This window comes from Escherichia sp. E10V10 (genome assembly GCF_004211985.1).
GTDB lineage: Bacteria > Pseudomonadota > Gammaproteobacteria > Enterobacterales > Enterobacteriaceae > Escherichia.
Map to the genome: position 1 here is coordinate 40,592 of NZ_RHJO01000017.1, position 17,942 is coordinate 58,533.

Consider the following 17,942-nt stretch of genomic DNA (forward strand, 5'->3'; position numbering starts at 1 on the left):
CTGGCGCTGATTTCACCACAACCTAAACTCATCCGCATCCTGCCATGCCGGAAACTTTTCTCTATATTCCTGCAATGCCACCATCGACAGCTCCGCATCAATGCGCGTTGCCTGATGCGCGTCGGCAGTAGCGATAATCTCGCCCTGTGGATTAATCACCCGGCTGTCACCGCGATAATGGCAGCCGTTGCCATCGCTGCCGACGCGATTACATCCCGCCACATACGCCTGATTCTCAATCGCGCGGGCCGTCAGCAATGCCTGCCAGTGCAGAGAGCGCGGAGCAGGCCAGTTGGCGACGTACAGGGCGAGGTCGTAATCGTTGAGATTGCGCGACCACACCGGAAAACGTAAGTCGTAGCACACCAGCGGTAAAATACGCCAGCCGCGCCATTCCACAATCACTCGCGCATTGCCCGCTTTATAATGCAGATGCTCATCTGCCATTCGGAACAGATGACGCTTGTCATAAAAATGCACCTTGCCGTCAGGCTCAACCAGCAAAAATCGATTAACCGAACCAGACTCCGTTTGTAATGCAACACTGCCTGCAATCAGCGCATTGCACTGCTGCGCTTTGGCTGTCATCCAGTTCACTACGTCATCTTGTGCTAGCGACGAAGCTGCCGCTTCCATGGCAAAGCCGCTGGTAAACATCTCCGGTAGAACGATCACATCGCGCCCGGTAATACCTTCCAGTTGACGATCAAAATGACGCAGGTTGGCAGGACCATCCATCCACACCAACGGTTGCTGCAAAAGCGTAATCTTCAAACCAGGCACGGTGTACAACTCCTTTATGCGAAGGGTTTTATAACTTTAACACCTTATCAGGCTATTACCTTACTGCGGAATAAATTGATAACAAATGCTGATATTGGAAATATCTGATTTGCAAATTATCGTGTTATCGCCAGGCTTTAGGAGGTTAATAACATGGGCAGGATAAGCTCGGGAGGAATGATGTTTAAGGCAATAACGACAGTCGCCGCACTGGTCATCGCCACCAGTGCAATGGCGCAGGATGATTTAACCATTAGCAGCCTTGCAAAGGGCGAAACCACCAAAGCTGCGTTTAATCAAATGGTGCAAGGGCATAAGCTGCCTGCTTGGGTGATGAAAGGCGGTACGTATACTCCCGCACAAACCGTGACATTGGGAGATGAGACGTATCAGGTGATGAGCGCGTGCAAACCGCATGACTGTGGCTCGCAACGTATCGCTGTGATGTGGTCCGAGAAATCTAATCAGATGACGGGGCTGTTCTCGACTATTGATGAGAAAACGTCGCAAGAGAAACTCACCTGGCTGAATGTGAACGATGCGCTTTCGATTGATGGTAAAACGGTGCTGTTCGCAGCGTTGACTGGCAGCCTGGAAAACCATCCGGATGGCTTTAATTTTAAATAATTAGCGGATAAAGAAACGGAGCCGAAAGGCTCCGTTGCAGAGATAGTTAACGCCGCATCCGGCTTCAATAGATTACATGGTCTTCGTAGGCCTGATAAGCGTAGCGCATCAGGCAGTATTGCGTTTGCCAGCAGTCTCAACGGAGCCTTTCGGCTCCGTTATTCAATTACGCGGCTTCAACTTTTCGCACTTTCTCCGGCAACTTTACCGGCTTCGTCGCCAGCTCTTCCGGATCAAAGTCATCAACGTTAATACTACGCAGACGGCTTTCTTCAGCTTTCACCAGAATAGCGGCTTCATCTTTATCAATCAGCCCCTTCGCCAGCGCGTTGTGCGCCAGTTCATCCAGACGGGTAAATGGCAGGTTTTTACCCAGCTCTTTACAGATCCGCTGATGAATCGGGTCGGCGGCAATCACATCCACCAGCGCCTCTTCCAGCAAGCCAACCGGATTATGCTCGCTCGGCGTCAGGTACTGACCGCGACCAATGCGGGAACGGGTGGCGTTCGGCACTTGTAAAATCTTCGCCACCTTATGATCCAGCTTGTCAGAAGGTGCCAGATAATGACGTCCGGTCGGGAAGATCACCACATTCAGCAGCCCGGCAACCACGCGGTTCGGGAAGTTTTGTAGTAAATCATCCATCGCCTGTTCTGCCTGATACAGCGCATCCTGTACGCCCCAGTGCACCAGCGGCAGGTCGGCTTCATTACGGCCTTCGTCGTCATAACGCTTCAGAACGGCAGAGGCGAGGTAAAGCTGGCTTAAAATATCACCCAGACGGGCCGAGATGCGCTCGCGACGTTTCAGGCTGCCGCCCAGCACCGCCATCGAGACATCAGAAAGCAGGGCGAGGTTGGCGCTCAGGCGGTTCAGGTGCTGATAGTAGCGTTTAGTGGCATCGCCGGTTGGCGTGCTGCTGGTTAAACCGCGCGTCAGGCCCAGCCAGAAGCTGCGAACTTTGTTGCTACCGACGTGACCGATATGTTTGAACAGCAGTTTATCGAACGCGTTGACGTCATTATTCTTCGCCGCTTCCATCTCTTCCAGCACGTACGGATGGCAACGAATCGCCCCCTGGCCGAAGATCATCATGCTGCGGGTCAGAATGTTAGCCCCTTCAACGGTGATGGCAATCGGTGCGCCCTGGTAAGCACGCGCCAGGAAGTTGCTCTGTCCGAGCATAATGCCTTTGCCACCAGTAATATCCATCGCATCAATAATCGACTGCTGCCCGCGGTGGGTACAGTGATACTTAACGATAGCCGACAGCACGGCAGGTTTCTCACCGAGCATAATGCCGTAGGTAATCAGCGATGCCGCAGCATCCATTACGTACGCATTACCGGCAATACGCGCCAGCGGCTCTTCAATCCCTTCCATCTTACCGATAGAGATTTTGAACTGACGGCGAATGTGCGCATACGCGCCCGTTGCCAGCGCTACCGACTTCACGCCGCCGGTTGAGTTGGAAGGCAGGGTGATGCCGCGGCCTACCGAGAGACACTCCACCAGCATCCGCCAGCCTTGCCCGGCCATTTTGGGTCCGCCGATGATGTAATCGATCGGCACGAAGACATCTTTACCGCGCGTCGGTCCGTTCTGGAACGGTACGTTTAGCGGGAAGTGGCGACGACCAATTTCCACGCCCGGCGTGGTGGTCGGGATCAGCGCACAGGTAATACCTAAATCTTCTGCGCCACCCAGCAGTTTTTCCGGGTCGGAGAGTTTAAACGCCAGACCAAGCACGGTCGCAATCGGTGCCAGCGTAATGTAGCGTTTGTTCCAGGTCAGACGCATACCCAGCACCTGCTGGCCCTGCCACTCACCCATGCAGACAATCCCGGTGTCCGGAATCGCGCCCGCATCGGAACCCGCTTCCGGGCTGGTCAGTGCAAAGCAAGGGATCTCCTGACCACGCGCCAGACGCGGCAGATAGTGATTTTTCTGCTCGTCAGTGCCGTAATGTTGCAGCAGCTCGCCCGGGCCTAATGAGTTCGGCACGCCGACGGTAATCGCCAGGATCCCGCTCACGCCGGAGAGTTTTTGCAGCACGCGAGACTGGGCATAAGCTGAGAACTCCAGTCCGCCGTACTCTTTTTTGATGATCATCGCGAAGAAGCGATGCTCTTTAAGGTACGCCCACAACTCCGGTGGTAGATCCGCCAGCTCATGAGTAATCTGGAAATCATTCGCCATCCGGCAGGCTTCTTCTACCGGGCCGTCGAGAAACGCTTGCTCTTCGGCAGTCAGGCGCGGCTGCGGATAGTTGTGCAGCTTTTTCCAGTCCGGCTTGCCCTGGAACAAATCGCCTTCCCACCATGTGGTGCCTGCGTCGATCGCTTCTTTCTCAGTGCGCGACATCGGCGGCATCACTTTACGGAAAGCGCGAAATACCGGCGCGGAAATCATCGACTTACGCATAGGCGCAAAGTTAAACGGCACAAGGATAATGGCCAGAGGCACCAGTACCCACGCCGACCACAGACCAGCAACGCCGAGGGCGGCTGTCCAGGCGAGCAAAATCAGACTGCTGATAAATAAGCTCACGCGGTGATAGAACAACGCGCCGAGCAGGACAACCGTAGCGAGAATACTCAAAATCATCATAACGAAAAGCCCCTTACTTGTAGGAGGTCCGACCACTTGTGATGATATGGTTGTAGTGGATGTAAAAACATTTAGCAATGTGTTTACAATATAATTACAACGAAGCTCACATTGTTGCTGTTTTTATCCGCACTTCGGGTCAAAAAGTCCTGGTCATTCCACCGCGCTGGTCTTCTCGCTTTTGGTGGTATCCGGTACACTGCATTTTGTCTAATTCATTTATGCTGAAGGATATCCTCATGTACCAGGATCTTATTCGTAACGAACTGAACGAAGCGGCGGAAACGCTGGCTAACTTTTTAAAAGATGACGCCAATATTCACGCCATTCAGCGCGCGGCGGTCCTGTTAGCAGACAGCTTTAAAGCCGGTGGCAAGGTGCTTTCCTGTGGCAACGGCGGCTCCCATTGCGACGCCATGCACTTTGCCGAAGAGTTGACCGGTCGCTACCGTGAAAACCGTCCGGGCTATCCGGCGATTGCCATTTCAGATGTCAGCCACATCACCTGTGTTGGCAACGATTTTGGCTTTAACGATATTTTCTCCCGCTACGTTGAAGCAGTAGGACGCGAAGGCGATGTGCTGCTGGGGATCTCCACCTCTGGTAACTCTGCAAACGTGATCAAAGCGATTGCGGCGGCGCGTGAGAAGGGGATGAAAGTGATCACCCTGACCGGTAAAGACGGCGGTAAAATGGCTGGCACGGCGGATATCGAAATTCGCGTTCCGCACTTTGGTTATGCCGACCGCATTCAGGAGATCCACATTAAAGTGATCCATATCCTGATCCAGTTGATTGAAAAAGAGATGGTTAAGTAAGTCTGGCGCAGGCCGGATAAGGCGTTCATTACGCCGCATCCGGCATTTGTGCTCTGATGCCTGATGCGACGCTGGCGCGTCTTATCATGCCTACAAATCTGTACACGAACCGTAGGCCGAATAATGCGTTTACGCCGCATCCGACCTGAAAATTCTTAAATCAATCTTCGCCGGGGGCCATGCGCTCCCGCTGTTGTGGAGGTTACCGATGTGCGAATTGCTCGGGATGAGCGCCAACGTCCCTACCGATATCTGCTTTAGTTTCACCGGGCTTGTGCAGCGTGGTGGTGGAACCGGGCCACATAAAGATGGCTGGGGCATCACCTTTTACGAAGGTAAAGGCTGTCGCACATTTAAAGATCCACAACCCAGCTTTAATTCCCCCATCGCCAAACTTGTTCAGGACTACCCGATAAAATCCTGTTCGGTTGTGGCTCATATTCGCCAGGCTAATCGGGGCGAGGTGGCGCTGGAAAATACTCACCCATTTACCCGCGAGTTATGGGGACGCAACTGGACGTACGCCCATAACGGGCAATTGACGGGCTACAAATCACTGGAAACCGGCAACTTCCGTCCGGTCGGTGAAACCGATAGCGAAAAAGCCTTTTGCTGGCTGCTGCATAAATTAACGCAGCGTTACCCGCGCACGCCGGGCAACATGGCAGCAGTGTTTAAATATATCGCCTCACTGGCGGACGAACTGCGGCAGAAGGGCGTTTTCAACATGCTGCTTTCGGATGGGCGCTATGTAATGGCGTATTGCTCGACCAATCTGCACTGGATCACCCGCCGCGCGCCGTTTGGCGTGGCAACGCTGCTGGATCAGGATGTGGAAATCGACTTCAGCTCGCAGACCACACCGAATGATGTGGTCACGGTGATTGCGACACAGCCGCTGACGGGCAATGAAACCTGGCAAAAGATTATGCCAGGCGAATGGCGCTTATTTTGCCTCGGGGAGCGTGTAGTTTGATGCCAGTTGTGGCTGCACAACTTCGTGGCTTAACGGCTTGCTGACCACGTAACGACCATTGACCACTGAAACGGTCGGCGGCTTACGGGTCTGTTCAAAGTAGTCATAGCCCGGCTTCAGTTGCTCCCAGAAGTCCTTAAAATTGGAATACTTATGACGCTGCATGTTGGCGTCGGTCATGCGAAATGGGTAAATGCTCACCTGCACACTTGACTGACCAAACACCAGTGCACCAGTAACGAACTGGAAGATCTCATCAATACCCTGATTGGTCATTGCGTAGCAGCCGATGGAAACACAATCGCCGTGGATCATCAGGTATTTCCCTTCATAACCATGCGCACGGTCATAGGCATTGGGGAAACCAATATTAATCGCTTTGTAGTAACGGCTGTCTGGTTTTAACTGATTACGCTGAACGCTATAAAACCCTTCCGGACTTTTAAAATCGCCCTGACGCTGTTTTGGTCCTAACCCGCCGGAATATTTACAGATTTTATAACTGTCGAGCAGTTGATATTGCTCGCCCATTTTGACGTAGAGATCGAGCGTACGTTCTTCCTTGAAGATCTGGATGTAGACAGGGGATCCCATCAACTGCTGCTTATACTCTTTGCTCACTGGCGTGGTAGAGCTACTGCTGCCCAGCAAACCGGCAAATGAAACGCACGGGATCAACAACATCGCAAGAATTAATGCGATTTTACGCATACTGCTTATTCCTTGATAAAACGGTTATACACGCCAGGACGGCAAAATAGATCCCAAATCGGAATAGTCTGGATTTGGAAGGCTCACATTATCACCAAAAGAGTTTTACGCAAGCCTGTCGGCGCTGGGTTTACAAATTTAGCATAAGTGGCGATTTTCAAAAGTCCGAAAAGCGCATGTAAAGCGGTTTATTTCTTATTTCCTAAGGTTATGAAACCTCGATAGTAATATGCAAATAAGCAATTAATAATCCCGCCTCTCCTTCCTTTCCTCTAATATTCTCATCTTCATTCAGCCGGTTTATATCCTCCATGTATTTGTTCTCTCACGACAGATTGCTGCGCCTGGGCGTGTTTTCTTTGTCCCTTTTGCTTCCTTTACTTGCCAGCGCCACCACATCACATATCTCTTTCAGCTACGCCGCCCGCCTGCGGATGCAAAACCGTGCGCGTTTATTAAAACACTACCAAACCCATCTGAAAAAGCAGGCCAGCTATATTGTGGAAGGCAATACCGAAAGCAGAAGGGCGCTACGCCAGCACAACCGGGAGCAGATAAAACAGCATCCAGAATGGTTTCCTGCGCCGCTCAAGGCGAGTGACCGACGCTGGCAGGCGCTGGCGGAAAACAACCACTTTTTAAGCAGCAATCACCTGCATAACATCACCGAAGTGGCGATTCACCGCCTGGAGCAGCAGCTTGGCAAGCCTTACGTCTGGGGCGGCACGCGGCCCGATCAAGGCTTCGACTGTAGCGGGTTGGTTTTTTATGCCTACAACAAGATCCTTGAGGCGAAGCTCCCGCGCACGGCCAATGAGATGTATCACTACCATCGGGCAACGATTGTGGCGAACAACGACCTGCGCCGGGGAGATTTGCTGTTTTTCCATATCCACAGCCGCGAGATAGCCGATCATATGGGCGTGTATTTGGGCGATGGGCAATTTATCGAGTCGCCACGTACCGGCGAAACCATTCGGATAAGCCGGTTAGCCGAACCTTTCTGGCAGGACCATTTTTTAGGCGCGCGACGGATTTTGACGGAAGAGACGATTTTGTAGGACGGATAAGGCGTTCACGCCGCCTCCGGCGGTTGTACGCGGATGCCTGATGCGACGCTGGCGAGTCTTATCATGCCTACGAGTCCGCGAATATTTGCGAGCCGCTTTCCCGATATAAAACAACCTCATTGCCGACCTTTCCTTTTCTTCTTACCGTTGAGAAAAAGGAGTCGCTATGTCTGAATATCGTCGTTATTACCTCAAGGGGGGAAGCTGGTTTTTCACGGTGAATTTACGGAATCGTCGAAGCCAACTTTTGACTACCCAGTACCAGACGCTCCGTAACGCCATTATTAAAGTTAAGCGAGCCAGACCTTTTGAAATTAATGCCTGGGTCGTTTTGCCGGAGCATATGCACTGTATCTGGACATTACCTGAAAGCGATGATGATTTTTCCTCTCGCTGGCGGGAGATTAAAAAGCAATTCACCCATGCTTGTGGATTGAAAAATATCTGGCAACCACGTTTTTGGGAGCACGCCATCCGCAATACCAAAGACTATCGCCATCATGTTGATTATATTTATATAAATCCAGTAAAACATGGCTGGGTAAAGCAAGTGAGTGATTGGCCATTCTCAACGTTCCATCGCGATGTGGCGCGAGGGTTATATCCCATTGATTGGGCGGGAGACATAACGGATTTTAGTGCCGGGGAGCGTATCATTTTATAATTGTGCGCTGGTGCCGGATGCGCTTACGCTTATCCGGCCTACGAATCGTGCCTTAACAGTAGGACGGATAAGGCGTTTACGCCGCATCCGGCGGTTGTGCACCGATGCCGGATGCCTACATCAACGCCCCCATAATCTTCAACTCCAGCTCATCCGGCACTTCGTTATACGACAGCACATGCAGCCCCGGCGCAAACAACCTTGCATAGCGCGCCAGCAAAGGGCGCAGCTGCGGCGGCACCAGCAGCACCGGATCTTTCCCCGCCGCTTTCATCTGCTCTTTTACCTGCGGCATCGTGCTCTGGAACTGGTTGAGCATATTCGGGTCCACCGGCACGCTGTCGAGCATCACTTTCCCGGCCTGCTGCGCCTGATTCACCACGTTGGTCAGCAGATTTTCCAGCTCATTATTCAGCGTATACACCGCCAGCTCCTGCTTGCGAACGAACGGATGGGTGATACTGCGCCGCAGTGCCAGGCGCACATCGGCCGCCAGCAGAATATGATCTTTGGTGACGGTGCTACTGGCGACCAGCACGGTGGCGATGGTGACAATATCGCGCAGGGAAACGCCTTCGGTCAGCAGCGCCCGGTACACTTTCAGCAACTGGCTGTAATTCAGCGCCGCGCTCAAATCTTCCGCCAGGCGCGGTGCCATCGACGACAAACGGTTATGCAACTGCGTGATGTCGTCATAGTTAAACAAATCAGGAATATAGCTGCGCACAATCTTATTCACATGGGTAGCAATCACGCTGGCGCTGTCGATCACCTGATACCCCATATTCAGCGCCTTCGCCTTCTGCGCGGGCTGGATCCAGGTCACCGGCATCCCGTACGCCGGGTCGTTCCCCAGCACGCCGTCAATCTCGCCGTAGGTTTCGCTGGAGGGCAGCGCCATCAGTTTATCCGCCGGAATATCCGCTTCATCGGCCTTAATACCGTTGATGAAAATGGCGTACTGGCTGGGCTTGAGGCGGAAGTTTTCCCGAATGCGGATCTCCGGCAGCAGCACGCCGTTGCCGTCAGAAATCACCTGCCGCACGCCGCGAATCCGCTGGGTGAGCGGGTTACCCTGTGTTTTGTCCACCAGCGCCACCAGTTTGTAACCGAGGCTTAAACTGATGGGCTCGATCAGCGGAATGGTTTCCCAACTGACCTGTTGCTCGCTGGTTTCGGTGATGGTGCGGGTCAGCGTTTCGAGGCTTTTCTCCTCCGCTTCCGCCGCCTGCGGGCGCTTGCTCATTCGCCAGCCGGTAAAACCCAGCAGGGCGCTGAACAGCAAAAACGGCAGGTGCGGCATCCCCGGCACCACCGCCAGCACAAACATAATTCCGGTAGCGGTGAAGAGCACAGACGGGCTTGCCAGCAGCTGGTGGCGCACGTCATGGGCAATATCGCCGTTGTCGCTGACGCGGGTGACGATTATCGCCGCCGCGGTGGAGAGCAGCAGGGAAGGGATCTGCGCCACCAGACCGTCACCAATGGTCATCAGCACATACTGCTGGAAGGCGGCATCGGCGCTCAGGTTGTATTTAAAGATCCCGATGCAGACACCGCCGATCAGGTTGATCGCCAGAATCATCATCCCGGCGATGGCGTCCCCGCGCACAAACTTCGATGCCCCGTCCATTGCGCCGTAGAAATCAGCCTCGCTGGCAACATCTTTACGCCGGGTTTGCGCCTGCGCCTGGTTGATCAATCCGGCGTTAAGATCGGCGTCAATCGCCATCTGTTTGCCGGGCATCGCGTCCAGGGTAAAGCGGGCAGAAACCTCGGAAATACGCTCGGCCCCTTTGGTGACGACGATAAAGTTGATTGTCAACAGCGTCAGTAAATCCGAGCGTGAAAGCATTATCGCCGCGCTGCACGGGCAGTCGATTTTTAACGGTGGCGGGCTGTCGCCGTTAAATAAAATCAGCCCGTCTCATCCGCCAAAACCTGCCACCGTGGCGGTGCCGGAAGAGACGGAGAAAAAAGCGCGTGATGTGAATGAGAAAACGGCGCTGCTGAAGAAGAAATCCGCCACCGAGCTTGGCGAGCTGGCAACCAGTATCAACACTATTGCCCGTGATGCGCATATGGAAGCGAATCTGGAGATGGAGATTGTCCCGCAGGGATTACGCGTGCTGATTAAAGACGACCAGAACCGCAATATGTTTGAGCGCGGCAGCGCGCAGATTATGCCGTTCTTTAAAACGCTGCTGGTGGAGCTCGCGCCAGTGTTCGACTCGCTCGATAACAAAATTATTATTACCGGGCATACCGATGCGATGGCCTACAAAAACAATATCTACAACAACTGGAACCTTTCGGGTGATCGCGCGCTTTCGGCTCGTCGGGTGCTGGAAGAGGCCGGAATGCCGGAAGATAAAGTGATGCAGGTGAGCGCAATGGCGGACCAGATGCTGCTGGATGCCAAAAATCCGCAAAGCGCGGGCAACCGGCGCATTGAGATTATGGTGCTGACCAAAAGTGCGTCCGATACGCTGTATCAATACTTTGGTCAGCATGGAGATAAAGTGGTGCAGCCACTGGTGCAAAAGCTGGATAAGCAGCAGGTGCTTTCGCAGCGAACGCGTTAAATGCTGAATCTTTACGCATTTCTCAAACCCTGAAATCACTGTATACTTTACCAGTGTTGAGAGGTGAGCAATGCGTAAAATCATTCATGTGGATATGGACTGCTTTTTCGCCGCGGTGGAGATGCGCGACAATCCCGCCCTGCGCGATATCCCTATTGCTATTGGCGGCAGCCGCGAACGTCGGGGGGTGATCAGCACCGCCAATTATCCCGCGCGTAAATTTGGCGTACGTAGCGCTATGCCGACAGGGATGGCGCTCAAATTATGCCCACATCTCACCTTGCTTCCGGGGCGCTTTGACGCCTACAAAGAAGCCTCAAATCATATTCGCGAAATTTTCTCGCGCTACACCTCGCGCATTGAACCGTTGTCACTGGATGAGGCTTATCTCGATGTCACCGATAGCGTCCATTGCCACGGTTCTGCGACCCTCATCGCCCAGGAAATCCGCCAGACGATTTTCAACGAGCTGCAACTGACGGCATCTGCGGGCGTGGCACCAGTAAAGTTTCTCGCCAAAATCGCCTCCGACATGAATAAACCCAACGGCCAGTTTGTGATTACGCCGGCAGAAGTTCCGGCATTTCTGCAAACCTTACCGCTGGCAAAAATTCCCGGCGTCGGCAAAGTCTCGGCGGCAAAACTGGAAGCGATGGGGCTACGAACCTGCGGTGATGTGCAAAAGTGTGATCTGGTGATTCTGCTTAAACGCTTTGGCAAATTTGGCCGCATTTTGTGGGAGCGTAGTCAGGGGATTGACGAGCGCGACGTTAACAGCGAACGGTTGCGAAAATCCGTCGGCGTGGAACGCACGATGGCGGAAGATATTCATCACTGGTCTGAATGTGAAGCGATTATCGAGCGGCTGTATCCGGAACTTGAACGCCGTCTGGCAAAGGTGAAACCTGATTTACTGATTGCTCGCCAGGGGGTGAAATTAAAGTTTGATGATTTTCAGCAAACCACTCAGGAGCACGTCTGGCCGCGGCTGAATAAAGCTGACTTAATCGCCACCGCGCGTAAAACCTGGGATGAACGTCGCGGCGGGCGCGGTGTGCGACTGGTGGGGCTGCATGTGACGTTGCTTGACCCGCAAATGGAAAGACAACTGGTGTTGGGATTATGAATAACATACAAATAAGAAACTATCAGCCTGGCGATTTTCAGCAACTATGCGCTATTTTCATTAGAGCGGTTACGATGACCGCCAGTCAGCACTATTCTCCACAACAAATTGCCGCCTGGGCGCAGATTGACGAATCTCGCTGGAAGGAGAAACTCGCGAAATCACAAGTGCGGGTTGCTGTCATTAATGCACAACCGGTTGGTTTTATTTCCCGCATTGAACATTATATCGATATGTTATTTGTTGACCCTGAATACACCCGCCGTGGGGTTGCCAGCGCTTTGTTAAAACCTTTGATTAAGTCTGAATTCGAACTTACAGTGGACGCCAGCATAACCGCAAAACCCTTTTTTGAACGTTATGGTTTTCAGACAGTTAAGCAGCAGCGCATTGAATGCCGGGGAGAGTGGTTTACTAATTTTTATATGCGATATCAACAGCAATATTAAATCCAGCTTGCAATGAAAATAACGCCCGCCTAGTATGTGCGCGTTTTCTTATTCCACAAACTGCAAGGAGGTAAATCATGACAAATCCTTTATCAATGACTCTTTGCAGACCTTTCCAGGATTAATTCTTTTTTCTTGCCCTGGATTCGTCTGCCATTTCCTGATTTTTATTCATAAATGGAATGGTACATGGGCAAATATATTCGTCCCTTATCCGATGCGGTATTTACCATCGCATCTGATGACCTGTGGATCGAGAGTTTAGCGATCCAACAATTACACACCACGGCAAATTTACCCAACATGCAGCGCGTTGTGGGGATGCCAGATTTACACCCCGGACGCGGCTACCCGATTGGCGCAGCGTTCTTCTCCGCAGGCCGTTTTTACCCGGCACTGGTCGGCAATGATATCGGCTGCGGCATGGCGCTATGGCAAACAGATATTCTCGCTCGCAAATACAACGCCGGTAAGTTTGAAAAGCGATTATCAGCTTTGGATGACGTTGCTGAAGAAAGCTGGCTGGAGGAAAACCTGCCGTTAGCATTTGCACAGCATGTGTGGCGCAGCTCGCTTGGCTCTATCGGTGGCGGTAACCACTTCGCAGAACTGCAACAAGTTGATCAAATCATCGACGCTGAACTGTTTGCACTGGCAGGTCTGGATGCGCAGCATCTGCAACTGCTAGTTCATAGCGGCTCGCGGGGGTTGGGGCAGTCTATTTTACAGCGGCATATTGCCTCGTTTTCGCATCATGGTTTGCCAGAAGGCTGTGACGACGCGCTACGGTATATTGCGGAACATGACGATGCGCTGGCGTTTGCGCGTATTAATCGCCAGCTGATCGCTTTGCGCATAATGCAACAAGTTAAGGCCACCGGAAATTCGGTTCTGGATGTGGCGCATAACTTTGTTAGCGCGTGTCAAATCGGCGATCAACAAGGTTGGTTGCATCGTAAAGGGGCAACGCCAGATGACAATGGGCTGGTGATTATTCCCGGTTCACGCGGTGATTACTCCTGGCTTGTACAGCCTGTTGCGAACGAAAAAACGCTCCACTCGCTGGCGCATGGGGCAGGGCGTAAATGGGGGCGCACCGAGTGTAAAGGGCGTCTGGCAGCGAAATACACGGCGACGCAGCTCTCGCGGACTGAACTTGGCAGTCGGGTAATTTGTCGCGATAAGCAACTCATCTTCGAAGAAGCGCCACAAGCCTATAAATCGGCTGAAAGCGTGGTGCAATGTCTGGTGCAGGCCGGTTTGATTAATCCTGTCGCGCGGCTGCGTCCGGTGTTAACGCTCAAAAACAGTGGAGGGAAAAAAGGATGATCTTGCTACAACTCTCCTCAGCTCAGGGGCCGGAAGAATGTTGTCTCGCAGTGAAAAAGGCGCTGGACAGGCTAATTAAAGAAGCTACCCGACAAGACGTCGCGGTAACGGTGCTGGAAACCGAAGCCGGGCGTTATCCTGACACGGTGCGTGCGGCGCTGATTTCTCTGGATGGCGACAACGCATGGGCATTAAGCGAAAGCTGGTGCGGCACTATTCAGTGGATTTGTCCGAGCCCGTATCGCCCACATCACGGGCGTAAAAACTGGTTTCTGGGCATTGGGCGTTTTACCGCTGATGAGCAGGAACAATCGGATGCGATCCGGTATGAGACGCTGCGTTCGTCGGGGCCGGGTGATCAACATGTCAATAAAACCGACTCGGCGGTGCGCGCCACGCATCTGGCTACCGGGATTAGCGTGAAGGTTCAGTCAGAGCGCAGCCAGCATGCTAACAAACGGCTGGCACGATTGCTGATTGCCTGGAAGCTGGAGCAGCAGCAACAGGAAAATAGCGCGGCGCTGAAATCGCAGCGGCGAATGTTCCATCACCAGATTGAACGTGGCAACCCGCGACGGACATTTACAGGGATGGCATTTATCGAAGGATAATGAAGGATGAAACTGCCGGAAGGCGATTAAACGCCATCCGGCAGCAAATCAAATAATTACTTCGCCGGAATTTCTTTCAGCAGTTCAGTCAGCAGTGTCCAGTAGTGACCTACGCTTTCGATGTGAACTTGCTCATCCGGAGAGTGTGGACCGGTGATTGTTGGCCCGATAGAAACCATGTCCATTTCCGGATACGGTTTTTTAAACAGACCACATTCCAGACCCGCATGGATAATCTGGATGTTCGGCGTCTTGTTGAACAGACGCTGATAGGTTTCACGTACCAGATGCATCACCGGAGAATTAGCGTCCGGCTGCCAGCCAGGATATGCGCCTTTCGCTTCGGTTTTCGCGCCAGCCAGTTTACCCAGCGAATCCAGCATGCTCACCACGTAGTCTTTACCGCTGTCGATAAGAGAACGGATCAGGCAGTGAATTTCTACGTTGTTGTCGGTCATGGTCACCACACCGACGTTCAGGGAGGTTTCAACCACGCCTTTGGCTACATCGGAGTTGCGGATAACACCGTTCGGGGTGGCGTTCAGCAGACGAATAAAGGTATCGCGAGATTGCGCAATCAGGGCAGCTTTATCGTTCGCAACAGAGTCCAGCAACAAGGCCAGATTTTTCTCTTTCTCTGCCAGCTCGTTTTTCAGGATGTCCTGATAGGTATTCACCAGAGATTTCAGTGCGTCGACTTTATCAGCTGCGACAGCAATGGTCGCAAAGGCTTCACGCGGGATGGCGTTACGCAGTGTGCCGCCGTTGAAGTCGATAAGACGCAGATCCAGCTCTTCTGCATGACCCGCCAGGAAGCGAACCAGCAGTTTGTTCGCGTTACCCAGGCCAACGTGGATTTCGCCACCAGAGTGACCGCCTTTCAGACCTTTTAAGGTTAACTTGAAGGTTTCAAAGCCAGCTGGAACCGCTTCACGATCTAAATGCAGGTTGGAGGTGAAGTCGATACCCCCCGCGCAACCCATGTAGATTTCACCTTCTTCTTCGGAGTCGGTGTTAATCAGAATGTCAGCCTGCAACCAGTTGCTTTGTAAACCGAATGCGCCGTCCATACCGGCTTCTTCGGTCATAGTCAGCAGCACTTCCAGCGGGCCGTGAACCACGTTTTCGTCAGCCAGAACCGCCAGCGCAGACGCCATACCAATGCCGTTATCTGCACCCAGCGTGGTGCCACGCGCTTTAACCCATTCGCCATCAATATAAGGCTGGATAGGATCTTTGGTGAAGTCGTGCACGGTGTCGTTGTTTTTTTGCGGCACCATATCGAGGTGAGCCTGCAGGACAACCGGTTTACGGTTTTCCATACCTGCGGTGGCAGGTTTACGAATCAGGATATTCCCCACTTGATCGCGTTCGACGTGGAAACCTTTTTCTTTTGCCCAACCTACAATGTATTCAGCGAGTTGCTCTTCATGATAGGACGGGTGAGGAATAGAACAGATTTTTGCAAAAATATCCCACAGCGGCTGTGGAGATAATTGAGACAGTTCAGACACGTTAAGTCTCCTTGTCGATCACCCGCAAAACAGTATTGCAGGTCACAGGGTTAGCAGAAAATGTTGTCAGCACAAGTCAGGCTTGCGAGATATGTTTGAGAATACCACTTTATCTAGCGACAGGTAGTAGCAGTGCGTAAAAAGACGCGGACTTATGTGAAATACTGGTTTTTAGTGCGCCAGATCTCTATAATCTCGCGCAACCTATTTTCCCCTCGAACACTTTTTAAGCCGTAGATAAACAGGCTGGGACACTTCACATGAGCGAAAAATACATCGTCACCTGGGACATGTTGCAGATCCATGCACGTAAACTCGCAAGCCGACTGATGCCTTCTGAACAATGGAAAGGCATTATTGCCGTAAGCCGTGGCGGTCTGGTACCGGGTGCGTTACTGGCGCGTGAACTGGGTATTCGTCATGTCGATACCGTATGTATTTCCAGCTACGATCACGACAACCAGCGCGAACTGAAAGTACTGAAACGCGCAGAAGGTGACGGTGAAGGCTTTATCGTCATTGATGACCTGGTAGATACCGGTGGTACTGCGGTTGCAATTCGTGAAATGTATCCTAAAGCACACTTTGTGACTATCTTCGCGAAACCGGCTGGTCGTCCTCTGGTAGATGATTATGTGGTTGATATCCCACAAGATACCTGGATTGAGCAGCCGTGGGATATGGGCGTTGTGTTCGTCCCTCCTATCTCTGGTCGCTAACCTTTTCAACGCCTGGCACTGCCGGGCGTTGTTCTTTTTAACGTCAGGCAGGTTACAATAGCTTCCAGTAAGTATTCCTGGAGGTTGCATCCATGACACAGGCTAACCTGAGCGAAACCCTGTTCAAACCCCGCTTTAAACATCCTGAAACCTCGACGCTAGTCCGCCGTTTTAACCACGGTGCGCAACCGTCGGTGCAGTCGGCCCTCGATGGCAAAAATATTCCTCATTGGTATCGCATGATTAACCGCCTGATGTGGATCTGGCGCGGTGTTGATCCGCGTGAAATCCTCGACGTCCAGGCGCGCATTGTGATGAGCGATGCTGAACGCACCGACAATGATTTATACGATACGGTGATTGGCTACCGCGGCGGCAACTGGATTTACGAGTGGGCCACCCAGGCGATGGTGTGGCAACAGAAAGCCTGTGCGGAAGAAGATCCGCAACTCAGCGGGCGTCACTGGCTGCACGCAGCTACGTTGTACAATATTGCCGCCTATCCGCACTTGAAGGGCGATGATCTGGCTGAACAGGTACAGGCGTTGTCAAATCGCGCGTATGAAGAAGCTGCGCAACGTCTGCCTGGAACAATGCGGCAAATGGAGTTTACCGTTCCGGGGGGCGCGCCCATCACTGGCTTTTTGCATATGCCAAAAGGTGATGGCCCATTCCCGACAGTATTAATGTGTGGTGGTCTGGATGCGATGCAAACAGACTATTACTCCCTTTATGAGCGCTATTTTGCACCGCGCGGCATTGCGATGCTGACTATTGATATGCCTTCGGTCGGTTTTTCCTCAAAATGGAAACTCACCCAGGATTCCAGCCTACTGCACCAACATGTCTTAAAGGCGTTGCCAAACGTGCCGTGGGTAGATCACACGCGCGTCGCAGCCTTTGGTTTCCGTTTTGGTGCTAACGTTGCTGTACGCCTGGCTTATCTCGAGGCATCACGTTTGAAAGCGGTGGCCTGTCTTGGCCCGGTGGTTCACACCTTGCTGAGTGATTTTAAGTGCCAGCAACAAGTGCCGGAAATGTATCTTGACGTTCTGGCGAGCCGACTGGGAATGCATGATGCTTCTGATGAAGCGTTGCGTGTTGAGCTGAATCGCTATTCATTAAAAGTGCAAGGATTGCTGGGACGTCGTTGCCCAACGCCAATGTTATCAGGGTACTGGAAGAACGATCCGTTCAGCCCGGAAGAGGATTCACGCTTAATCACGTCGTCATCTGCGGATGGTAAATTGTTAGAGATTCCGCTTAACCCCGTGTATCGGAATTTTGACAAGGCGCTTCAGGAAATCACCAACTGGATCGAAAAGCGATTGTGTTAAAAATTTGCTAAA

General features: G+C 52.4%; 16 protein-coding genes and 1 pseudogene. 12 read left to right on the plus strand and 5 right to left on the minus strand.

Annotated features, from left to right (window positions below; all coding sequences use genetic code 11):
- Positions 1 to 12 precede the first annotated feature (12 nt).
- Entirely contained in the window at positions 13 to 783 is a 771-nt protein-coding gene (gene yafV / locus D9736_RS17535) for a 2-oxoglutaramate amidase (RefSeq protein WP_130258834.1), read from the minus strand.
- 180 nt (positions 784 to 963) lie between these two features.
- On the opposite strand from yafV, the gene ivy reads away from it, so the two are divergent.
- On the plus strand, positions 964 to 1,410 hold the full coding sequence (gene ivy / locus D9736_RS17540) for an Ivy family C-type lysozyme inhibitor (RefSeq protein WP_001308392.1): 447 nt from the start codon (positions 964 to 966) through the stop codon (positions 1,408 to 1,410).
- Between the two features lie 166 nt (positions 1,411 to 1,576).
- Here ivy and fadE read toward each other — a convergent pair whose 3' ends face one another.
- Positions 1,577 to 4,021 carry an acyl-CoA dehydrogenase FadE gene (gene fadE / locus D9736_RS17545; protein ID WP_130258835.1) on the minus strand — a complete coding sequence of 815 codons (2,445 nt, stop codon included), beginning with the start codon at positions 4,019 to 4,021 and terminating at the stop codon, positions 1,577 to 1,579.
- Positions 4,022 to 4,260: 239 nt separating this feature from the next.
- Between fadE and lpcA the strand changes: the two genes are divergently transcribed.
- Positions 4,261 to 4,839 carry a D-sedoheptulose 7-phosphate isomerase gene (gene lpcA / locus D9736_RS17550; protein WP_016159301.1) on the plus strand — a complete coding sequence of 193 codons (579 nt, stop codon included), beginning with the start codon at positions 4,261 to 4,263 and terminating at the stop codon, positions 4,837 to 4,839.
- 208 nt (positions 4,840 to 5,047) lie between these two features.
- The gene (locus D9736_RS17555) at positions 5,048 to 5,815 is read left to right on the plus strand and encodes a class II glutamine amidotransferase (protein WP_000333380.1); all 768 of its coding nucleotides are present in this window, start codon (positions 5,048 to 5,050) and stop codon (positions 5,813 to 5,815) included.
- On the opposite strand, the gene dpaA is transcribed toward D9736_RS17555, so the two are convergent.
- The gene (gene dpaA / locus D9736_RS17560) at positions 5,786 to 6,526 is read right to left on the minus strand and encodes a peptidoglycan meso-diaminopimelic acid protein amidase (protein ID WP_001225684.1); all 741 of its coding nucleotides are present in this window, start codon (positions 6,524 to 6,526) and stop codon (positions 5,786 to 5,788) included. The genes D9736_RS17555 and dpaA overlap by 30 nt on opposite strands.
- Before the next feature lie 311 nt (positions 6,527 to 6,837).
- On the opposite strand from dpaA, the gene D9736_RS17565 reads away from it, so the two are divergent.
- Positions 6,838 to 7,587 (plus strand): C40 family peptidase, encoded by a 750-nt coding sequence (locus D9736_RS17565; RefSeq protein ID WP_130258836.1) that lies wholly within the window; start codon positions 6,838 to 6,840, stop codon positions 7,585 to 7,587.
- 175 nt (positions 7,588 to 7,762) lie between these two features.
- Positions 7,763 to 8,260, plus strand: a complete 498-nt coding sequence (gene rayT / locus D9736_RS17570; RefSeq protein ID WP_130258837.1) for an REP-associated tyrosine transposase RayT — start codon at positions 7,763 to 7,765, stop codon at positions 8,258 to 8,260.
- A gap of 115 nt (positions 8,261 to 8,375) precedes the next feature.
- On the opposite strand, the pseudogene D9736_RS17575 reads toward rayT, so the two are convergent.
- A pseudogene (locus D9736_RS17575) lies at positions 8,376 to 10,088 on the minus strand (flagellar biosynthesis protein FlhA); the annotation flags it as partial.
- On the opposite strand from D9736_RS17575, the gene lafU reads away from it, so the two are divergent.
- The 5 genes from lafU to prfH all read left to right on the plus strand — a co-directional run bounded on the left by lafU (position 10,060) and on the right by prfH (position 14,360).
- Positions 10,060 to 10,845, plus strand: coding sequence for a putative lateral flagellar export/assembly protein LafU (gene lafU / locus D9736_RS17580; RefSeq protein WP_000207556.1), 786 nt, complete (start codon positions 10,060 to 10,062; stop codon positions 10,843 to 10,845). The pseudogene D9736_RS17575 and the gene lafU overlap by 29 nt on opposite strands.
- A 70-nt stretch (positions 10,846 to 10,915) precedes the next feature.
- Positions 10,916 to 11,971 (plus strand): DNA polymerase IV, encoded by a 1,056-nt coding sequence (dinB, locus tag D9736_RS17585; RefSeq protein ID WP_001226161.1) that lies wholly within the window; start codon positions 10,916 to 10,918, stop codon positions 11,969 to 11,971.
- Positions 11,968 to 12,420 (plus strand): GNAT family N-acetyltransferase, encoded by a 453-nt coding sequence (locus D9736_RS17590; protein ID WP_130258839.1) that lies wholly within the window; start codon positions 11,968 to 11,970, stop codon positions 12,418 to 12,420. The genes dinB and D9736_RS17590 overlap by 4 nt, the downstream gene beginning before the upstream one ends.
- A gap of 189 nt (positions 12,421 to 12,609) precedes the next feature.
- Positions 12,610 to 13,749 carry an RNA ligase RtcB family protein gene (locus D9736_RS17595; protein ID WP_205712930.1) on the plus strand — a complete coding sequence of 380 codons (1,140 nt, stop codon included), beginning with the start codon at positions 12,610 to 12,612 and terminating at the stop codon, positions 13,747 to 13,749.
- On the plus strand, positions 13,746 to 14,360 hold the full coding sequence (prfH, locus tag D9736_RS17600; RefSeq protein WP_130258841.1) for a peptide chain release factor H: 615 nt from the start codon (positions 13,746 to 13,748) through the stop codon (positions 14,358 to 14,360). Before D9736_RS17595 ends, prfH begins: the two co-directional genes overlap by 4 nt.
- Before the next feature lie 56 nt (positions 14,361 to 14,416).
- Here the strand turns inward: prfH and pepD are convergent, their stop codons facing one another.
- Positions 14,417 to 15,874 (minus strand): cytosol nonspecific dipeptidase, encoded by a 1,458-nt coding sequence (pepD, locus tag D9736_RS17605; protein WP_130224106.1) that lies wholly within the window; start codon positions 15,872 to 15,874, stop codon positions 14,417 to 14,419.
- A 260-nt stretch (positions 15,875 to 16,134) separates the two neighbouring features.
- On the opposite strand from pepD, the gene gpt reads away from it, so the two are divergent.
- On the plus strand, positions 16,135 to 16,593 hold the full coding sequence (gpt, locus tag D9736_RS17610) for a xanthine phosphoribosyltransferase (protein ID WP_001291990.1): 459 nt from the start codon (positions 16,135 to 16,137) through the stop codon (positions 16,591 to 16,593).
- A gap of 92 nt (positions 16,594 to 16,685) precedes the next feature.
- Positions 16,686 to 17,930, plus strand: coding sequence for an esterase FrsA (gene frsA / locus D9736_RS17615; protein ID WP_130209677.1), 1,245 nt, complete (start codon positions 16,686 to 16,688; stop codon positions 17,928 to 17,930).
- Positions 17,931 to 17,942: the final 12 nt, after the last annotated feature.

Coding starts and splice junctions, on each gene's coding strand:
- ivy (WP_001308392.1), top strand. CDS start 964: ATGTTTAAGGCAATAACGACAGTCGCCGCACTGGTCATCGCCACCAGT.
- fadE (WP_130258835.1), bottom strand. CDS start 4,021: ATGATGATTTTGAGTATTCTCGCTACGGTTGTCCTGCTCGGCGCGTTG.
- lpcA (WP_016159301.1), top strand. CDS start 4,261: ATGTACCAGGATCTTATTCGTAACGAACTGAACGAAGCGGCGGAAACG.
- D9736_RS17555 (WP_000333380.1), top strand. CDS start 5,048: ATGTGCGAATTGCTCGGGATGAGCGCCAACGTCCCTACCGATATCTGC.
- dpaA (WP_001225684.1), bottom strand. CDS start 6,526: ATGCGTAAAATCGCATTAATTCTTGCGATGTTGTTGATCCCGTGCGTT.
- D9736_RS17565 (WP_130258836.1), top strand. CDS start 6,838: ATGTATTTGTTCTCTCACGACAGATTGCTGCGCCTGGGCGTGTTTTCT.
- rayT (WP_130258837.1), top strand. CDS start 7,763: ATGTCTGAATATCGTCGTTATTACCTCAAGGGGGGAAGCTGGTTTTTC.
- dinB (WP_001226161.1), top strand. CDS start 10,916: ATGCGTAAAATCATTCATGTGGATATGGACTGCTTTTTCGCCGCGGTG.
- D9736_RS17590 (WP_130258839.1), top strand. CDS start 11,968: ATGAATAACATACAAATAAGAAACTATCAGCCTGGCGATTTTCAGCAA.
- D9736_RS17595 (WP_205712930.1), top strand. CDS start 12,610: ATGGGCAAATATATTCGTCCCTTATCCGATGCGGTATTTACCATCGCA.
- prfH (WP_130258841.1), top strand. CDS start 13,746: ATGATCTTGCTACAACTCTCCTCAGCTCAGGGGCCGGAAGAATGTTGT.
- gpt (WP_001291990.1), top strand. CDS start 16,135: ATGAGCGAAAAATACATCGTCACCTGGGACATGTTGCAGATCCATGCA.
- frsA (WP_130209677.1), top strand. CDS start 16,686: ATGACACAGGCTAACCTGAGCGAAACCCTGTTCAAACCCCGCTTTAAA.